The following is an 18,264-nucleotide window of genomic DNA, read 5'->3' as shown; positions in this document are numbered from 1 at the left end:
ATCAGGCCCGCGCGGTCGGCGGTACCGACAGAGCGTTCTAAAGTGACTGGGTCGACCGGACATTGAGCACGAATGAGAGGGCAACGATGACACGCCAGGCAGTGTGGGCGGTTGTGACCGGCATGTACGACGCCTACGCCAGAGGCGACAGGGCGGGCATCGACCGCCTACTGCACCCCGAGGCCACGATCTTCGACTCCGGGGCGCCCGACCTGATCACCAGCAGGGCCCAGCTGGACAAGGTGCGCGACGCCAGGCCGACCGACGGCCCGCAGGAGACGGGCGTGACGGCCTACGACGAGGTCGTGGACGTATGGGGCGACGCCGCGCTGGCCCGCTACCTTCTGCGCGTCGACTACGTCACGGGCGAGCCCGAGATCGTGCGGACCACGACCGTGCTGCGGCGCTTCGACGGTGAATGGCTCATCGTGCACGTCCATGAGAACGGCCTCTGACCTGGGCGTATCCTGAAATATCAGGGCAAGGTGCACAGGCGGTCCCGCCCCACATGGGCGTCGTGCACACGAGGTGAGAGAGGGGGCGGTCCTAGGGTGCGCCATATCCCAGCAGCGCCCCCCTCCTCCGAGGAGTACCCATGACCGCCACCGACTCCAGAACCCTGCCCATCGGGGCGGCGTTCGACCGCATGCCGTTCACCCGCCGGCACGTGCTCATCGCCCTGGCCCTGTTCATCGCCTTCGTCATCGAGTCGTGGGAGCAGCTGTCGCTCATCTACGTCTCCGGCGACCTGGGTGAGGACCTCGGCATCGGCCAGGCGGGCGTCGGCGTGGTCCTCTCGGCGGTGGCCTTCGGCATGATCCCCGGCGCGCTCGTCTGGGGGCCCGTCGCCGACCGCATCGGCCGCAAACCCGCCTGCTTCTGGTCGCTGCTGGCCTACGGAGTGATCGCCCTCGGCTCGGCCTTCGCACCGGACATGGCCACGCTCGTCACCCTCCGCGTCGCCTCGGGGCTGGCCCTGGCGGGCGTCTACACCATCACCTTCCCCTACTTCCTCGAGCTGCTGCCCACCAGGAGCCGAGGCAGGGCGGCGGTCTACCTGTCGATCGGGTGGCCCATCGGCATGCTCGCCGCCATCGGCGCCTCCGTGGCGTTCGGCGACCTCGGCTGGCATGTCGTCGTCATCGCCAGCGCGGCGGCGGGGCTGTGGGCGTTCGCCATCAGGGCGTGGGTGCCGGAGTCGCCGTACTGGCTGGCCGCCCGCGGCCGCCAGGACGAGGCCCGCCAGGTGCTGCGCACGCTGGGCAGCCCCGACGCCGACGCCACCTTCACCGTCGCGACCCGGCGCGTGGGCAACCCGCTCGACCTGCTGCGCGGCAGGCTGACGAAGATCACCGTGGTGATGCTCCTGCTGAACTTCGCCTTCAACTGGGGCTACTGGGGCCTGCAGACCTGGCTGCCGTCGCTGCTGCAGGAGAAGGGTCTCACGCTCGACGCCTCCCTCGGGTTCGCCGCGCTGAGCGCGCTGATGATGATCCCGGGCTACGTCAGCGCGTCGCTGCTGACCGGCCGGTTCGGGCGCAAGAAGGTCTTCCTCGTGTACGTCGTGGCGGCGGCGCTCGGCGGCCTGTGGTTCGCGCTCGCCGACTCCACCTTCGAGCTGTACGCGGGCAACTTCGTCCTGTCGTTCTTCAGCCTGGGCGCGTGGGGCGTCTGGAACACCTGGAACGGCGAGTTCTACCCGACCGCGCTGCGCGGCACCGGCTACTCGTGGGCGACGGCCTCGCAGCTGGTGGCCACGACGCTGGCGCCCTCGGCCGTGGGCGCGCTGCTGGCCAACGCGACGGGGTTCACCGCGACGATGCTGGTGATCAACGCGTTCATGGTGGTCACGGCCCTGCTCGCGGTGCCGCTTCCGGAGACCGAGGGGCGCGAGCTGGAATGATCCTCGGCGTCGCTCCCGGACGGCTCGCGACCACCGTCGTGGCCGTCCGCGACGGCGTCCCGACGTCCTCGTGGTCCGTGCCCGCCGTGCCTGCCATGCCCGCACTTCCCGCCGTGCCCGCCGTGCCCCCCGCGCCCGCACTTCCCGCCATGCCCGCCGCGGCGGGCACGGCGCTTCCCCGGGCTCAGGACACGCTCGAGTGCGCCCTGCCGGACGGCCTCGGGCTCGGCGCGGCCGGAGGGCCAGGGGAGATCCGCGCGGCCTGCGTGGCGATGGACCTGGACTCCCTGCCGACCGCGCCGGTGGCCGCGATCAGGGTGGGAGCGCCGTGCCCGCCTGTGCTCGCCCCCCACGTCGCCCATCCCCGGGGAGCGGCCGTGATCGTGCGCGGCGGGCACAGCCTCACCGGCCGCCCCCTGGCCGCTCTCGACGCCGACGCCGTCCGGACCTTCGCCGCCGCCTGCGGCCTGGTGGACTTCGCGGTGACCGCGACAGGCTCGCCCGTGCTGGCCGACCACGAGCTGGCGGTCGCCGACCTCGTGGCCGCCGAGGTGCCAGGAGCGCGCATCACCCTGTCCTACGAGTTCGGCAGGCCGGGACTGCGCGAGCGGGAGGGCGAGGCGATACTCAACGCGTCGCTGCGGCCCGAGGCGGAGCGGGTGGCCGACGCCCTGGCCGCGTGGCTTCCCTGCATCCCCGTGTACTTCGCGCGGACCGGCGAGGGACTCGTGTCGGCTCACTACTTCCGCCGGTACCCGCTGGTGTGCGCAGCCGGCGCCACCGCCGCCGCCGTCCGAGGCGGGGCCGGCCCCGGGACCCCGCACCAGGACGCGGATCGCCTCCGCGCCGCGGTGGCCTTCGGCGCGACGCTGGCGGACCCGATGGCCGGGGTCGAACGCATCGTGCAGGCGAGAGGCAGGGCCGAGCTGGACAGGGAACTGGGCGACGCGCGCGACGAGGCGCTGACGCGGGTGGTGAGCGCGGGGGCCGTCCCGGGCTCGGCCCGCGTCGGGGAGATGACGGTCAACCCCCTGTCCTACCTGCCCGACGGCCTGTACCGGGTACGCGTCACCGCCACGGGAACCACCCCATGACCACCCCGCCCGGAGTCCGCGTCCCGGTGGCGCCGCCCCGCCGCCTTCCGGCAGGCCTCGCCCCGCGCGGCCCGGCGGCAGATCTCCCGCTGCGGAGGCGGGCGTGATCGGGCGGGAGGGCATGATCGGGCGCGTGATCGGGCGGGACGAACTGCCGGCGCTCGCCGCAGGATCGAGGCTGTTCGCCACCGGGGCGGCCGAGTCCTCCTTCCACCTGGCGGCCGACTGGGCCGAGGCCGTCCTCGACACACCGGTGCTGCTCCCGGCGGCCACCGATCTCCCGCCGGACAGTCTGTGCGTCGCGGTCACCCTGGTCGGCTCCACGACGGCCCTGGGCGAGCAGCTTCCGGGCGGCGGCGAGCCCGCCAGAGCCGTCCAGGCGCTGGAACGCAGGCTCGGCACGCGCGCGGGCGCGATCGTCGCGCTGAACCTGGCCGCCGAGAACGCGCTCCTCTCGCTGATCACCGCGGCCACGCTCGGCCTGCCGCTGGTCGACGGCGACGGGACGGGCAGGGTGTTCCCGCTCGTGGAGCAGACCACCTACACCCTCGGCGGCATCAGCTCCACCCCGCTGGCGCTGGCGGGGCCAGGGGGAGAGCTGGTGCTGATCGAGACGGCGCCCGACAGGGTGGAGGAGACCCTGCGGCCCGTGGCGCTGTCGTTCGGCGGGTGGGGCCTGGCCGCCTGCTACCCGATGCGGGCCGCCGACCTCGCGCGGGTCCTGGTGCCGGGCACCGTGTCGATGCTGATGGCGGCGGGACGGCCGGGCGCGCCGCGGTCGGCCGCCGCGCCGTACGGCGTGCGGCGGTTGTGCGAGGGGCGGATCGTCGCCGTCGAGAGCAGCAGCGGGCACGGCGCCGACCTGGCGATGCCGTCGGTGCCGTCGAGCATCGTGGTGGAGGAGAGCGGGGGGCTCGGCAGGCGGGTACGGCTGGAGGCGCACAACGAGATCGTGCTCGCGCTGGCCGACGGGGCCGCGGTCGCCATGGCGCCCGACCAGATCTGCATGATCTCTTCCGACGACGGGGTGGTGGTCGACGTGGACAAGGCACGGCCGGGGATGAGGGTCGAGGTGCTGGTGCTGCCCGCCGCCCCTGCCTGGCACACCGACGAGGGCCGCGCGCTGGGCGGCCTGCACGCGTTCGGGGTCCCGCTGTGACCCGGGGGAGCGGCGCACCAGGAGGCGGCGCCCAGGGGAGCGGCGCACCAGGAGGCGGCGCACGCGGGAGCGGCACACCGGGGAGCGGCGCACGCGGTAGCGGGGCCCAGACGAGCGGCGCACGGGGGAGCGGGGCGCAGGGCTGGGAGGCGCCGGTGACGGTGGCCGAACTGGTCAACGGGGGGCCGCTGGCCGGCGCGCGGATGTACGGCACCGGCGAGCTCCCCGTCCACCACGTGCGCATCGTCGACGACCTGTCGGTGTTCTCCGCGGTGGCCCCGCACACGGCCGTGGTGCTGATCGGCCAGGCCGCCGGTGGCGGCTGGGCGGTGGAGATGGCGATGCGGCGGGCGTGGGAGCAGGCGGCGGCGTGCGTGATCGCGCCCGCGGCGGGGGCGGGCACGGGGGGCGGCATGGGCTCAAGCGCGGTGCTGGCCGAGCGCCTGCGCGTCACCTTGATCTTCGTGGACGCCGATCCGCTGGTGACGGCCGTGGAGGTGGCGTCGGCCGCGGCCCGTCCCTCGGCCGCGCGCACCCAGCTCGTCGCGCGCTGCGCGAGCAGGCTCGTCGAGGCCGGGGCCTCGGCGCGGCGGGTGCTGGGAGTGCTCAACGCCGAGCTGCCAGGCACGTCGGCGGCCTTCGTCGACCAGTACGGCGTGCGGCTGGCAGGGCGGGCGGCCGCACTGTCGCCCGGCGCTTCGCCGCCGTGGCCCGTCGAAGTGGAGGTTCCTGGGCCTGACGGGATGGCGCTGGGCAGGCTGGTGGCGAGCGGTCCAGCGAGGTCGGCCGGATGGCCCGCGGTGGTGCGGACGGTGCTCGGCCTGGCCGTCGCCCCGCTGGTGGCGTGGGCGGCGGCCGAACGGCTCGCGGCGTCCTGCGACTTCGCCCTCCAGTCCGCCCTGGCCGACCGCCTGCTCGCCGAGGCCGCGACCGAGGCCGAGGCCGAGGGACAGAGCCTGGGCGCAGAGCTGGACCTGGGAGCAGAGCGGGACCTGGGCTCAGGGCAGGACCTGGGCGAGGGCCGTCCCCCCACGGCGCCCGCCACGCTGGGCCGAGCCGTCACGGCCAGTGGCCGCGAGGCCGGAGGAGAGGGGGAGGGGCCGTCCGGCGGTGCGGCCCGTGCCGGCGCGCCGGCCGTTCGGGCGGGCGCGGAAGAGGACATGGGCACGGAGGGACGCCGCCCCGCTTCTGAGGGACCCGCCTCACAGGGACGCCTCGCCTCGGAGGGACGCCTCACTTCCGAGGGGCGCCCCGCTTCCGAAGGGCGCCCTGCTTCCGAAGGGCGTCCCGCCTCTGCGGGACGGCTCGGCTCCGGGAGCGGATCCGTGGACGCGGGCGGCGCCTCACAGGAGGGAGCGCGGGCACGGGCGGCGGCGCTGGGCTGGGCGGTGCGCGGGCCTGTGTCGGCGTTCATGGTCAGGCCCCAGGGACGGACACCGGATCCGGGCGACGCGGAACGGGTACGGGCGGTGATCGTCGCGACCCTCGGACAGGTGCCGGTCATGAGGAGGGCGGAAGGCTGGGCGGGCTGGTCGCCGCTGCCACCCGACCGGCTGGCCGAACGGCTCCACGCCACCGTACGAGCGCTGCCGTGGCCGTGCGCGGCGGGCGTCGGCGCGCCCGTCGCCCACCTGCGGGCGATGGGGGACTCGTCGCTCGGCGCCGAGGCGGCGGCCTTCCTCGCGGCGCCGGGAGACGTCGCGCGCTCCGACCGGATGGGCCCGGCCGAACTGCTGGCCGCCATCCCCGCAACCGCGCTCAGGGCTCCCGCCGGCGTGGTGCTCCGGCCGCTGCTGGCCGTCGACAGGGACGGGACGCTGCTGGAGACGCTCGGCGCGGTCCTCGGCGAGGGCGGCGCGGTCAAGGCGGCCGAACGACTGGGCGTGCACCGCAACACCGTGACCGCGCGCCTCGACCGGATCAGGGAGGCGGGCTACGACCTGGACGACCGGGCCACCCGGTTGGCGCTGCAGCTGGCCTGCCACGTGATCAAGGAAGGCTAGACCTCTTCGGCGAGGGCGAACGCCTCGTCGAGCGGCGGCGCCTCCACCCGCCTCTCGCCCAGCGCCTGCCGTATCCGGGACTCGATCCTGTCGACGTCGCCGCGCTCGGCGGCGGGCAGCGGCGCGCCGACGGCCTGGCGGGTGGCGGCGGCGGAGGCGAGCAGGCGCGCGGCCAGCTCGTGCCGCCCGGCCAGCGAGTGCGCGCCCGCCAGGCCTTCGAGGGCGAGCGCGACGGCGCGCGGGTCACCGCTGGCGCGGGCCGCGGCGAGCCCCTGCAGGTGGAGGTCGAGGGCGGCGGCGGCCTCCCCGCGCTGCTCGGCGACGAATCCGAGCTCGGCCATGACGAGGGCGGTGCCGGGCCTGGCGTCGAGCAGGCGCATCCAGTCGAGCCAGGTGCGCAGGTGGGCCTCGGCCTCGTCGAGGTGCCCCTGGCGGCGGGCGGTGAGCGCGAGGCCGGTCTGGGCGAACTCCTCAGCGGGCCTGTTGGCCTGCTCGGCGGCCAGCCGCTTGGCGCGGGTGTGGAGGGCGCGGGAGCGTTCGTGGTCGCCGGTCAGCAGGGCGAGCCGGCCCAGCCCCGACAGGCGCCAGGACATCTCGCTGGTGAGGCCGAGCTCCTCGACCAGCCGCAGGCCCTCGGTGCGCAGCGCGGTCGCGCGGGCGTAGTCGCCGGTGATCTCGGCATGGGTGGCCAGATGGTCGGCCGCACGGGTCCTGCCCCAGCGGTCGCCGAGCGTACGGAAGGTGTCGAGACTGGTCAGGGCGTCGTCATGGAGGCTGGTGAGGTCTCCGGCCAGCAGCGCCTTCGCGGCACGGGTGCTGAGCGCGGCCGCGGCGCCCCACCGGTCGCCGAGCTCGTGGAAGGTCGCGAGCGCGGTGTCGGTGAGATGGGTGGTGTCGCCGATCCCGCGCTGGGCGAAGGCGAGGAACCACTGGGCGCGGGCCAGACCGGCGGGGTCGTCGTGGAAGAGGGCGAGCGCGGCGCCGGGGTCGGCGGGTTCCCCTGACAGCAGGGTGAAGGCGGCCTGCCACGCGGCGGCGCGCGCGCCCTGGCCCTGACCGAGGACGTGGGAGAGGTGGCGGCGGGCCTCGGTGAGGCGGCCGCGCAGGAACCAGTACCAGGCGAGCGCGTCGACGAGCCGGTGGGCGAGGGCGGCGGGCGCGTGCTCGAGCGCGGCGCGCAGGTTGGCCGCCTCGGCGTCGAGGGTGGCCAGCCACGCTCGCTGGTCGGGGCCGCGCAGGTGAGGGTCGGCCGTTTCGGCGAGCGCGGTGTAGTAGGCCGCGTGACGCCCCCTGGTGGCGGCGAGCTCGCCCGCCTCGTCCAGGCGTTCGAGACAGTAGGTCTTGACCGTCCCCAGGAGCCGGTGGCGCGGGCCCGGCGTCAGCAGCGAGCGGTCCACGAGCCGGGCCAGCGTGTCGGCCAGGTCGATGTCCGGCGCTGCGCAGGTGTGCGCGGCCGCGTCGAACGTGCACCCGTCGGCGTGTACGGCGATGCGGCGCAGCACGGTGCGTTCCGGCCCGGTGAGCAGGTCCCAGCTCCAGTCGATGACAGCGCGGAGGGTGCGCTGCCGCGAGGGGGTGCCGCGCTGCTCGGCCGAGAGCAGGTGCTGGTCGAGGCGTTCGGCCAGAGCGTGGATCCCGAGGGTCCGCGCCCGGGTGGCCGCCAGCTCGATGGCCAGCGGGATGCCGTCGAGCCTGGGGACGAGGGCGGCGGCCTCGTCCGCCGCCAGGCCGGGGGCGAGCGTGGTCAGGAGCAGGGTGGCCGCCCCGTCGTCGAGCGGCGGGACGGCGTAGGCGTGCTCGCCGGGGATGGCGAGCGGCTCCCTGCTGGTGGCCAGGACGCGCAGGCCCGGCACGCCGCGCAGCAACGCGGCCGTGAGGGCGGCGGTCGGCTCGATGAGGTGCTCGCAGTTGTCCAGGACGAGCAGCGAGGTTCGCCGGGCGCGGAGCGCGGCGGCCAGATCGCTCTCGTCGCGCAGGCCGAGCGCCTCGATGACGGCTTGGGCGGGGTCGTCGCTGTCGGCGAGCTCGACCAGGTGGGCGCCAGGGTGGCCGCGCGCCGCCTCGACGGCCAGACGGGTCTTGCCGACGCCGCCGGGCCCCGTGAGCGTGACGAGCCTGACCTTCTCCAGGCTCGCGCGGACATGACGGAGGGCCGCCTCCCGGCCGACCAGCCCGGTCAGCGCCTCGGGCAGATGCGGGCGCGGCGGGTCGAGCGAGGGATCCTGGCGCAGGATGGCCTCGTGGAGCGCGGTCAGCTCCCGGCCTGGATCGAGGCCGAGCTCGTCTGCCAGCAGGGCGCGGCCATGGGCGTAGACGTCCAGGGCCTCGCTCTGACGGCCCGCGCCGTACAGGGCCCGCATGTGGAGGGCGCGCAGCCGCTCGCGCAGCGGATGGCCGGCGACGAGGGCGGCCAGGTCCACGTGCCCGCCGAGGGCGAGGCGCTGCTCGGCCTGGTCCTCGATCGCGGTGAGGCGCAGCTCCTCCAGGTGGGCGACGGCGGCCGCGGCGAAGGGCGCGTCGGCGAAGTCGGCGAGCGCAGGCCCCCGCCACAGGGCGAGGGCCTCGTCGAGACGGCCTTCGGCGACCAGCGCGCGGAACCTGGAGGCGTCGAGGCCGGCGGCGTGCAGCACGTAGCCGGGCGCCTGGGAGACGACGAGGTCGCGGGCGCCTGGCTCGGCGCCGTCGAGGGCTCGGCGCAGGTGCCACACCTTGGTCTGCAGCGCGGCGTGGGCGTCGGCGGGCGGCCCTTCGCCCCACAGGTCGTCGATGAGGCGGTCGGCGGGCACGACCCTGCCCTCGTGGACCAGCAGGACGGCCAGAAGGGTGCGGACCTTGCGCTCGCGGACACGGACGGGCGTGCCGTCGTCGGTGTGGACCTCCACGGGGCCGAGGATCGCGAAGCGCATGGTCGACACCGTATCGAGAGCGGATCGAGAGGGCGTCGCCGCAGGGTGGTGGGCATGACTTCAGTGACGGTGATCGGGCTCGGCCTGATGGGGAAGGCGCTCGCGGGCGCCTTCGTGCGCGCGGGACACCTGACGACGGTGTGGAACCGTACGGCGGGCAAGAAGGTGGAGGGCGCGCGGCACGCGGCGGACGTCGCGGCGGCGGTCGCGGCCTCCCCCCTCGTGGTGGTGTGCGTGGTGAACAACGACGCGGTACGCCAGGTGGTGGAGCAGGCGGGCTCCCTGGAGGGGAAGGTGCTGGTGAACCTGACCAACGGCACGCCCTCCCAGGCGCGCGAGGTGGCGGCCCTGGTGGCCGAGCTGGGCGGCGGGTACGTCGACGGCGGGATCATGGCGGTGCCGCAGATGATCGCGGGCCCCGGCGCGCTGGTGCTCTACAGCGGCTCGGAGAAGGCGTTCACCGAGCACAGGGCGACGCTTGAGGTGCTGGCCGAGGCGCGGTTCATGGGCGAGGACGCGGGCGCCGCCGCGCTGTACGACCTGGCGCTGCTCAGCGGCATGTACGGCATGTTCGGCGGCATGTACCACGCGTTCGCGATGGTGCGCGCGGCGGGAGGTGACGTGCGGGAGTTCGCGCCGATGCTGACGGCGTGGCTGTCGGCCATGATGGCGGGCGCACCGGAGGCGGCCGGTGAGGTCGTGTCAGGCGACTACGCGACCGAGGTGTCCTCGCTGGCGATGAACCAGGTCGCCTTCCCCAACTTCGTCGAGGCCAGCGAGGAGCTGGGACTGCGGCCCGACGTGCTGCTGCCGATCCAGCGGCTGATCGACAGGGCGGTGGCGGCGGGGCACGGCGGCGACAGCCTCACCAGGCTGGTAGAGATGATCAAGGAGTAGGGGGTGACCCCCGCCGCGCCGGTATCCGCGCGGCGGGGTGCCCCGCGCTACCGGGTGACCATGCCCTGCGCGAGATCGCCGGCGACGGCCTCGGGGGTGCGCAGATCGGCCGGGCCGTACCCGCCGCCGCCGCCCGACTCGCAGCGCAGGACGTCTCCCGCCTTGACCGGCAGGGCGTTGACCTTGAGCATCTCCCGCCGCTCCGGAGTGCCGGGATTGAGCGTGACGCGGGGCGGTGCGCCCGCCGCGCCGCCCGCCAGACCCCACGCGGGGGTGACGGAGCGCTCGAACCACAGCGACAGCGAGGTGTCGCCGATGAACTCGTACTCGCGGACGACACCGTTGCCGCCACGCCACTGCCCCTGGCCGCCGGTGTCGGGGCGGACCTCGTAACGGGTGACGCGGACGGGGAAGAGCGTTTCCAGCACCTCGATCGGCATGTCGCGCAGCGACCCGTTCACGTTGTTGATCAGGCAGGTCTCGCCGTCGCCGCCCTCCCACGCGCCCCAGCCGCCGACGGTCGCCTCCTGCGAGACGTACAGCTTGCCGGTGCGCGGGTCGGTGCCGGTGAATTGGACGATCAGGGAGTCGCCGTAGGAGGCGGCCGCGGCCCTGCCGGGCACGGCCGGGGCCAGCGCCTTGACGACGAGGTCGATGAGCAGGCCGAGGTGGGAGTAGTAGTACTGGCAGGCGGCCGGTGACTGGGCGGCGAGCATGGAGCCGGGCCTGGTGGCCACGTCGAGCGGGCGGAACGAGCCGCCGTTGAGCGGCACGTCGGCGCTGACGAGCAGCTTGTAGGCCACGCGGACCGCGGCGACCGCCTGGGCGGCCCCGCAGTTGACCGGCCCCGTCGCCTGGTCGGCGCAGTCGGTGAGGTCGACGTGGACGTGCTCGCCCGCGACTGTCACGGTTACGTTGACCGGCAGGGGGGTGTTCAGGTCGATGCCGTCGTTGTCGAGGAAGCCGCCCGCGGTGTAGGTGCCGTCGGGGATGGCGGCGATGGCCTGGCGCTCGAGGCGCTCGGTCTGCGCGAAGATCTCGTCTCGGGCCGCCATGACGGTCTCGACGCCCCACCGCCCGACGATCTCGGCCAGGCGGCGCTGTCCTGTCATCGCGCAGGCGACCTGGGCGCGCATGTCGCCGAGCGTGGCGTGGGGGAAGCGCACGTTGCGGGCGATGACCTCGTGCAGGTCACGGCAGGGCGCGCCGTTCTCGTAGATCTTCATCGGACCCATCCGCAGGCCCTCCTGGAAGATCGAGGTGGAGTCCATGGAGCCGCCCGGATCCTTGGAGCCCATGTCCAGCCAGTGGGCGCGCGACGCGGCGAAGCCCACGAGCTCGCCGTCGACGAAGATCGGGCCGTAGACCGTGACGTCGTTGAGGTGGGTGCCGCCGATGTAGGAGTCGTTGAGCACCCAGACGTCGCCCTCCCGCCAGACCTCGCGGCCGAACATCCGCTCGGTCTCGCGGGTGCACACCTCCAGGTTGCCGAGGAAGATCGGCAGACCGCTCGACTGGCCGAGGACGTTGTGGTCGCGGTCCATGAGCGCGACGGCGCAGTCCTTGGCCTCGTAGATGACCGGCGTGTAGGAGGAGCGGATGAGCGTGGTGTTCATGTCCTCCGCTGCCTGAAGGAGCGCGCAGCGGATGATCTCTGTGGTCACGGGGTCGATCATGATGTCACCTTGATGATCAGGAATCCGTTGGCGTCGAGGGTCGCCAGGCAGCCGGGCGGGATGACCGTGGTGGCCGTCTCCTCCACCACGATGGCGGGGCCCTCGAACTCGCTGTCCAGGGCGTTTCTGCGCAGCACGGGCGTGCGGTGCGTCCGGCCGTCGAAGATCACGTCGCGCACGGCGGGCGGGTGCGTCTCGCTGGTCGGCGCCGCGGTGGCGGCCTTGGGGAAGGCGCCGAAGCCGGTGCTGCGCAGCATGACGAACTCGACCGGCGCCTCGGGGGTGGCGTGGCCGTACCGGCTGGTGTGGGCCTCGGCGTAGCGCTCGGCGATCGTCTGGAGGAAGCCGGGACCCGCGGGCTCGCGGGCGTCCGCGAGCGGGATCGTGAGCGTGTAGTCCTGGCCCTCGTAGCGCATGTCCACCGCGTGCTCGACCCGCCTCCTGCCGGCCGGCACCCCCTGGCCGTCGAGCGCGGCCAGGGCGTCGCGTTCGAGCTCGGCCAGCCGCGCGGCCAGGTCCTCGCCGTCCAGGTCGTCCTGCGGTCGGAAGTACGGGTGGGTGAGGTCGCGCCGCACGTCGGCCTCCAGCATCCCCCACGCGGAGAAGGCGCCGGGGAAGCGCGGCACGACCACCTCGCCGATGCCGAGCTCGCGGGCGATGAAGACGGCGTGCATGGCGCCCGCGCCGCCGAAGGCCACCAGGGCGAACTCGCGCGGCTCCACGCCGTGCTCGACCGTGAGCGTGCGGATGGCCTGAGCCATCTTGGCGTTGGCGACGTCGCAGATGCCCTCGGCGAGCTGGAGCGGGTCCATGTCGAGCGTCTCGGCGAGCGTGGCGACGGCCGTCCCCGCCGCCTCGACGTCCAGCTCCATCAGGCCGCCGGCGAACCAGGCGGGATCGACGCGGCCCAGCACGACGTTGGCGTCGGTCACGGTCGGCTGCTCGCCGCCCCTGCCGTAGCAGGCGGGCCCCGGTACGGCTCCCGCCGACTCCGGGCCGACGCGCAGCGCCCCCGCCTCGGCGTAGGCGATGGAGCCGCCGCCCGCCCCGATGGTGTGCAGGTTCACGATCGGCATCAGCACGGGAAAGCCCTCGATGTGCGCCTCGGCGCTGACGTCAGGACGGCCGTTGACGACGAGGGAGACGTCGAAGGAGGTGCCGCCCATGTCGACGCAGATGGCGTTCCCGCGGCCGAGCAGGCGGGCCGCGGCCACCCCGCCCATCGTGCCGCCGACGGGGCCCGACAGCAGGGTCTGCAGGGGGCGGCGCATCGCGTAGCCGGCGTTGACCAGTCCGCCGGACGACTGCATCACGTGCACGGGCACGGCCAGGCCGCGCTCGGCGAAGCGCTGCTCGATCCGCGACAGATAGCCGCGCACGACCGGTCCCGTGTAGGCCTCGAGAACGGCCGAGGAGGTCCGCTCGTACTCGCGCCACTCCCTGGCCACCTCGTGGCTGAGCACGACCAGGACGTCGTCGCCGAGCTCCTGCCTGAGGATCTCGCCGGCGCGGATCTCGTGGGCCGGATCGGCGTAGGAGAACAGCAGCGTGACCGCGATGGCGTCGAAGCCCTCGGCCTTCGCGCGGTGGGCGGCCCGCCGTACGGCCTGCTCGTCGAGCGGCTGGAGCTCCTCGCCGCGCCAGTCGAGCCTGCCGGCCGCCTCCATGACGTCGTGGCGGGGCACCAGCGGGGTCGGTTTGCGATAGCGCAGGTCGAACATCCGGTCGCGGTTGCCGCGGGCGATCTGGTAGATGTCACGCGCGCCGCCGCTGGTCAGCAGCAGCACCTTGGCGCCCTTGCGTTCGAGGAGGGCGTTGAGGCCCTGGGTGGTGCCGTGCACGAAGAAGGAGATCAGGGACGGGTCGTCGACCACGCGGCCGAGAGCGGCGAAGACGCCTTCGGCGAGGTCTCCAGGGGTGGTCGGCGCCTTCGAGGCCAGCACGGCACCGGTCTGTTCGTCGTAGCAGACCACGTCGGTGAAGGTGCCGCCGATGTCCATGGCGACGCGAAAAGTCATGGTGGCACCGTATGCGGTCCGGGCCTCCTGCGGGTGTGCGGGGTGCACGGCCGTCCCGCCGTTTCCGTGCGTTCCGCACCCCCCGCCGGTTAAATGAGTGGCGGCCAGGAAATGTCCCGCCTAATCTCAGTCCTAGTAAGAAGCCGGATGTTTCAGGAAAGGACGAGCCGTGATTCACGCCAAGCTGATCGCAGGCGGCCTCGCCCACCTGTTCTGGCGGCATATCGGGTGACCCGCGAGGGTTGAGCGAACCCGACGGCCGCCAGGGAAGAACCCCGGCGGCTTTTCTTTTGCGTCGACGAGAACTTCATAGAGGCTTTCGGCGAACCCCCGTGCCCGGTGAGTGGGCGCGCGGGGTTTCGGGGCCGGGCGGTGGCGGCATCTGCCGTTTCCTGAGCCGTCCGATGGCTGCCAGCGCTCGCCGGCCACGCGGCGGCATCGGCAGAGCCCGTGGGCCGCCCCGCTGTCGAGCGGGCGCCGCGACGGGCATTTCACGGGCTGATGGTGAAAAGGCATCACACCTGCCTTGCAAGCAGGAATTCGGGTTTCGAGATCCCGTCGGTCCACGACGAACCGAGTAAGGGGCGACCCGCTCGGGAGCCGCTCTAGCCCAACGGTAGGAGGCACCGCGTTCAGGGCGCGGACAGTCAGGGTTCGAATCCCTGGGGCGGTACGGTGATCGTGGTGTAGCGGCAGCACTCCAGACTGTGACTCTGGGCGGGGCCGGTTCGAATCCGGCCGATCACCCTTTCCCCGTACGGCGGGCGGCGGCGCCGCCCCCGGTCGGGTCGACGGGCACGATGACCGGCGCGTCCCTGTGGCCGTGTGCGGAGGATGTCGCGACGTGCCGGGCCGTCAGGCGGTCGTCAGGAGCTTGACGAGGATGTCGACGTACTGCTGCGACTCCCCCCGATGACGCCGAGAGGTGGCGATGCCGATGAAGCGGGACGGGCTGGGAGCCTCCAGGGGGATGGCGACCAGGTCGGGCGAGCGCAGCAGCGCGATCTGGGGGATCAGGGCGACGCCGACCCCCGCCGTGACCAGCGACTGGGCGAAGAAGTAGTCGGTGGCGCTGCAGGAGACCCGCAGCTCGAAGCCGGCCAGCTCCGTGTAGTGCCGGAGCAGGTCCACGGTCTTCAGGCAGCCGAGCACCCAGCGCTCGCCCGCCAGCTCGGCCAGGTGCACGGCGGCACGGTCCGCCAGCCGGTGGGCGCGCGGGACGACGACGCGGAACGGATCGTCCCTGAGCGGCCTCCAGTCCATGCCCGAACGGTCGCCGGGCCTGGCGGGGGCAGGCCCGTCGAAGTGGTAGGCGAGGGCCAGGTCGGCGCGGCCCTGCCGGAGCAGGGGCAGGCTGTCCTCCGGCTCCCGCTCGAGGATGGTCAGCTCGACGGAGGGGTGGTCGGCGACGAAGCGCTCCAGCGCGGGCGGCAGCAACGGGCGTCCGCCGCTGGCGAAGGAGGCGATCGTCAGCTGGGCGCGGCCCGCGGCCAGCCGGTCGATGCGCTCCTGGGCGTCGCTCAGCTCGGCGGCGATCGCCTCCGCCGCCTCCACCAGCAGGCGGCCCGGCTCGGTGAGGGTGACGCCGCGGGTGCTCCGCTCGACCACCGGGGTGCCGAGGGTGCGTTCGAGCGCGGCGATCTGCTGGGAGACGGCCGAGGGCGTCAGACGCAGGGCGGTCGCGGCACGGTTGAAACTGCCATGGCCCGCCACCTCGCGCAGGATGCCGAGCCGATGCACGTCGATCAACAGCCCTCCTTATGACTGGTTAAGTAGGTCACCACTACCGCTGATGACTATAGGGCGGCACGCTGGCCTGCATGAGCGAGTTGTGCGTCATCGGCGGCAGCAGGTACTTCGGCAGACGGATGGTCGAGAACCTCAGGGACCAGGGGACGGCCGTCACAGTGATCAACAGAGGGTCGGCGCCCGCGCCCGAGGGTGTGACCCACCTGGTGGCCGACAGGGACGACGAGGAGGCGCTGCGCCGCGCGGTGGCGGGCAGGAGCTTCGACGCGGTCGTCGACCAGATCTGCTACACGCCGCGGCAGGCGGCGATCGCCGCGCGGGTCTTCGCGGGAAGGACGGCGCGGTACGTGATGACCTCCACGATCGAGGTCTACGCGGGTCTCGACGGCGCGCCGTTCACCGAGGGCGTGGTCGACCTCACCCCGCAGGGGCCGCCGGACGAGAGCTACGGCGGTGCCAAGCGCCAGGCCGAGGCGGTGCTGGCGGCCCAGCGGGACTTCGGCTTCGCCAGCGTGCGCAGCGGTCATGTGCTCGGCGGCGCCGACTTCACCGGCCGGCTGGAGCACTACGTCAGGCGCATCGCCGAGGACCTGCCGGTGATCGTGCACGAGAATCCAGGGCCCTCGTCGTTCATCCACGAGCCGGAGATCGCCCGCTTCCTCGCCTGGGCCGCGCTGGCCGACTTCACCGGCCCCGTCAACGCCGCCTCGCACGGCGAGCTGGACGTGCGGAGCCTGTGCGCCGCCATCGGCGAGGCGCGCTACGCCACGGGCGAGGAGGTCTCGCCGTACTCCTTCGAGCGGGCCTTCACCATGGACACCAGCCGCGCCACCAGCCTGGGCTTCGCCTTCTCCCAGGTCGGCGACTGGCTGCCGGGCGTCGTCGAGGAGGTGAGGGCATGCGCCGCCGCCTGATCGGCACCGTGGAGGTCGGGGCCGTCGGCCTGGGCGCGATGCCGCTGTCCATCGAGGGGCGACCCGACGAGGCCCGCGCGATCGCCACCGTCCACGCCGCCATCGACGCGGGGGTCACGCTCATCGACACAGCCGACTCCTACCACTGGCACGCCGACGAGGTCGGCCACAACGAGCGCCTGCTGGCCCGTGCCACCCGCGGGCGCGACGTGCTGATCGCCACCAAGGGCGGACGCGGCCGGCCCGGCGACGGCTCGTGGACCGTCGACGGCGATCCCCGCCACCTCAGGCGGGCGTGCGAGGCGTCGCTGGAGCGGCTCGGCGTGGAGGCCATCGGCCTCTACCAGCTGCACAAGCCCGATCCCCGGGTGCCCTTCGCCGATTCCGTGGGCGCGCTGCGCGATCTGCTGGACGAGGGCAAGATCCGGATGGCCGGGATCTCCAACGTCGACGCGGACCAGATCCTGCTGGCGCGCCGCGAGCTCGGAGCGGGCCTGGTCTCCGTCCAGAACCGGTTCTCGCCCGCCGTACGGCAGAGCGCGCGCGAGCTGCGCCTGTGCGCCGAGCTCGGCATCGCCTTCCTGCCGTGGAGCCCGCTGGGCGGCATCTCGCGCAGCGCGCTGGACGAGGAGGGGCCCGCGGGCGAGACGCCCTTCCACACCATCGCGAAGGAGCGCGGGGTCAGCCCCCAGCAGGTGTGCCTGGCCTGGCACCTTTCCCTGTCGCCGCTGGTCGTCCCGATTCCCGGGGCCAGCCGTCCCGGCTCCATCCGCGACTCGGCGGCGGCCGCCGGTCTGGAGCTCGAAGCCGACGAGCTCGCCATGCTGCCGGGGCTCAGCTGACGTACTGCTCGACGTACTCGCCCACGGGCGGGATGTTGGTGATCACGTCGATGAGCACGCCGTTGGGGTCGGCGACGATGAAGTGGCGCTGGCCGAAGTCCTCGGTGCGCAGCTCCAGCTCGGCGCGCAGCCCGCCCCGCACCACGAGGCGCTCCCACTCGGCGTCGACGTCGTCGACCTCGATGTTGAGCAGCAGGCCCTGCGCGACCCTGTCGCGGAAGCCGGCCGGGATGGTCGGGTGGGCCGGGTCGAGCAGGGCCAGCTCGTGCGCCTCGCGGCGCAGGCTGATGTACCAGTCGGCCTCGAAGGTGATTTCGAAGCCGAACAGGCCGGTGTAGAAGTCACGCGAGTCCTGCAGGCGGTCGGTGCAGATGACCGGGTAGAAGCTGCTGACCTTCACGGTGCCGTCCTTTCGCATACCGTCAGTATGTGAAGTACCCTAGTTCGCGTACCGGCGGTATGTCAAAGGGGCTCCAGACGATGACGACGCAGAACATCAGGGCGGCGCAGCGCGAGCAGACCAGGCGGACCCTGCTCCACGAGAGCCGGCGGCTGTTCGCCTCCCGCGGCTACGCCGACGTCGGCCTGTCGGAGATCGTGCGTGCCGCGGGCGTCACCAAGGGCGCCCTCTACCATCACTTCGACAGCAAGACCGAGCTGTTCCGCGCCGTGCTCGAGCAGGTGCAGCACGAGGTGGGCGAGCGCGTGGCCGCCACCGCCGACGCCGAGGACGACCCGTGGAGGCAGCTCGTGGCCGGCTGTCAGGCCTTCCTCGCCGCCAGCGCCGACCCCGACGTGCAGCAGATCATGCTCATCGACGGGCCCGCCGTCCTCGGCTGGACCGAATGGCGGGCGCTGGACGAGGCCGCCTCGGCCCGCCACCTGGCCGAGGCGCTGACCGAGCTGATGGCGGCGGGGGTGATCGTCGAGCAGCCGGTCGCGCCGCTGACCAGGCTGCTGTCGGGGGCGATGAACGAGGCGGCGCTCTGGCTGGCCTCCACCGCCGACCCGGGCGACCTCGCCGACACCCAGGCCGCGCTGTCGCGGCTGCTGGACTCGCTGCGCCGCACCTCCGGCTCGACCTGATCGCGCACGGCCGCGCC

14 protein-coding genes and 3 tRNA genes are annotated in these 18,264 nt (G+C 73.6%); 12 read left to right on the top strand and 5 right to left on the bottom strand.

The window, feature by feature from the left end; genetic code table 11:
* The first annotated feature begins 86 nt into the window (after positions 1-86).
* From ACFSKW_RS01750 to ACFSKW_RS01730, 5 genes are all read left to right on the top strand, one after another.
* Entirely contained in the window at positions 87-455 is a 369-nt protein-coding gene (locus tag ACFSKW_RS01750; RefSeq protein WP_379568363.1) for a nuclear transport factor 2 family protein, read from the top strand.
* A 140-nt stretch (positions 456-595) separates the two neighbouring features.
* Positions 596-1,903, top strand: coding sequence for an MFS transporter (locus ACFSKW_RS01745; RefSeq protein WP_379568361.1), 1,308 nt, complete (start codon positions 596-598; stop codon positions 1,901-1,903).
* Entirely contained in the window at positions 1,900-2,997 is a 1,098-nt protein-coding gene (locus tag ACFSKW_RS01740; RefSeq protein WP_379568359.1) for a hypothetical protein, read from the top strand. The genes ACFSKW_RS01745 and ACFSKW_RS01740 overlap by 4 nt, the downstream gene beginning before the upstream one ends.
* 103 nt (positions 2,998-3,100) lie before the next feature.
* Positions 3,101-4,156 (top strand): DUF917 domain-containing protein, encoded by a 1,056-nt coding sequence (locus ACFSKW_RS01735; RefSeq protein ID WP_379568357.1) that lies wholly within the window; start codon positions 3,101-3,103, stop codon positions 4,154-4,156.
* Between the two features lie 155 nt (positions 4,157-4,311).
* A complete protein-coding gene (locus ACFSKW_RS01730) occupies positions 4,312-6,159 on the top strand; it encodes a PucR family transcriptional regulator (RefSeq protein WP_379568355.1) in 1,848 nt (615 codons plus the stop codon).
* Here the strand turns inward: ACFSKW_RS01730 and ACFSKW_RS01725 are convergent.
* Complete coding sequence (locus tag ACFSKW_RS01725) at positions 6,156-9,065, bottom strand: AfsR/SARP family transcriptional regulator (RefSeq protein ID WP_379568353.1); 2,910 nt, start codon at positions 9,063-9,065, stop codon at positions 6,156-6,158. The genes ACFSKW_RS01730 and ACFSKW_RS01725 overlap by 4 nt on opposite strands.
* Positions 9,066-9,119: 54 nt before the next feature.
* Between ACFSKW_RS01725 and ACFSKW_RS01720 the strand changes: the two genes are divergently transcribed.
* Positions 9,120-9,962: an NAD(P)-dependent oxidoreductase gene (locus ACFSKW_RS01720; RefSeq protein WP_379568351.1), complete on the top strand. Its 843-nt coding sequence runs from the start codon at positions 9,120-9,122 to the stop codon at positions 9,960-9,962.
* A 47-nt stretch (positions 9,963-10,009) separates the two neighbouring features.
* Here ACFSKW_RS01720 and ACFSKW_RS01715 read toward each other — a convergent pair whose 3' ends face one another.
* Together ACFSKW_RS01715 and ACFSKW_RS01710 are read right to left on the bottom strand one after the other, a co-directional pair.
* Positions 10,010-11,638, bottom strand: coding sequence for a hydantoinase B/oxoprolinase family protein (locus ACFSKW_RS01715; protein ID WP_379568349.1), 1,629 nt, complete (start codon positions 11,636-11,638; stop codon positions 10,010-10,012).
* Complete coding sequence (locus ACFSKW_RS01710; protein WP_379568347.1) at positions 11,635-13,656, bottom strand: hydantoinase/oxoprolinase family protein; 2,022 nt, start codon at positions 13,654-13,656, stop codon at positions 11,635-11,637. The genes ACFSKW_RS01715 and ACFSKW_RS01710 overlap by 4 nt, the downstream gene beginning before the upstream one ends.
* Before the next feature lie 495 nt (positions 13,657-14,151).
* On the opposite strand from ACFSKW_RS01710, the gene ACFSKW_RS01705 reads away from it, so the two are divergent.
* The 3 genes from ACFSKW_RS01705 to ACFSKW_RS01695 all read left to right on the top strand — a co-directional run bounded on the left by ACFSKW_RS01705 (position 14,152) and on the right by ACFSKW_RS01695 (position 14,403).
* Positions 14,152-14,222: transfer RNA gene (locus ACFSKW_RS01705), tRNA-Ala, on the top strand.
* Between the two features lie 33 nt (positions 14,223-14,255).
* Positions 14,256-14,329 (top strand) — tRNA-Leu (locus tag ACFSKW_RS01700).
* A gap of 2 nt (positions 14,330-14,331) precedes the next feature.
* Positions 14,332-14,403 (top strand) — tRNA-His (locus tag ACFSKW_RS01695).
* A gap of 108 nt (positions 14,404-14,511) precedes the next feature.
* On the opposite strand, the gene ACFSKW_RS01690 is transcribed toward ACFSKW_RS01695, so the two are convergent.
* The gene (locus ACFSKW_RS01690) at positions 14,512-15,396 is read right to left on the bottom strand and encodes a LysR family transcriptional regulator (RefSeq protein ID WP_379569172.1); all 885 of its coding nucleotides are present in this window, start codon (positions 15,394-15,396) and stop codon (positions 14,512-14,514) included.
* An 80-nt stretch (positions 15,397-15,476) separates the two neighbouring features.
* Between ACFSKW_RS01690 and ACFSKW_RS01685 the strand changes: the two genes are divergently transcribed.
* Complete coding sequence (locus ACFSKW_RS01685) at positions 15,477-16,319, top strand: NAD-dependent epimerase/dehydratase family protein (RefSeq protein ID WP_379568345.1); 843 nt, start codon at positions 15,477-15,479, stop codon at positions 16,317-16,319.
* Positions 16,304-17,161 carry an aldo/keto reductase gene (locus ACFSKW_RS01680; RefSeq protein WP_379568343.1) on the top strand — a complete coding sequence of 286 codons (858 nt, stop codon included), beginning with the start codon at positions 16,304-16,306 and terminating at the stop codon, positions 17,159-17,161. Before ACFSKW_RS01685 ends, ACFSKW_RS01680 begins: the two co-directional genes overlap by 16 nt.
* Here the strand turns inward: ACFSKW_RS01680 and ACFSKW_RS01675 are convergent.
* Positions 17,154-17,561 (bottom strand): VOC family protein, encoded by a 408-nt coding sequence (locus tag ACFSKW_RS01675; RefSeq protein ID WP_379569170.1) that lies wholly within the window; start codon positions 17,559-17,561, stop codon positions 17,154-17,156. The genes ACFSKW_RS01680 and ACFSKW_RS01675 overlap by 8 nt on opposite strands.
* 80 nt (positions 17,562-17,641) lie before the next feature.
* Here ACFSKW_RS01675 and ACFSKW_RS01670 point away from each other — a divergent pair, with 80 nt between their 5' ends.
* Entirely contained in the window at positions 17,642-18,247 is a 606-nt protein-coding gene (locus ACFSKW_RS01670; RefSeq protein WP_379568341.1) for a TetR/AcrR family transcriptional regulator, read from the top strand.
* The last annotated feature ends 17 nt before the right edge of the window (positions 18,248-18,264 follow it).

It is taken from the genome of Nonomuraea mangrovi (assembly GCF_042681425.1).
Lineage (GTDB): Bacteria > Actinomycetota > Actinomycetes > Streptosporangiales > Streptosporangiaceae > Nonomuraea > Nonomuraea mangrovi.
Note: the sequence above shows the minus strand (reverse complement) of the source record. Positions and strands in the feature narration are given on the sequence as shown.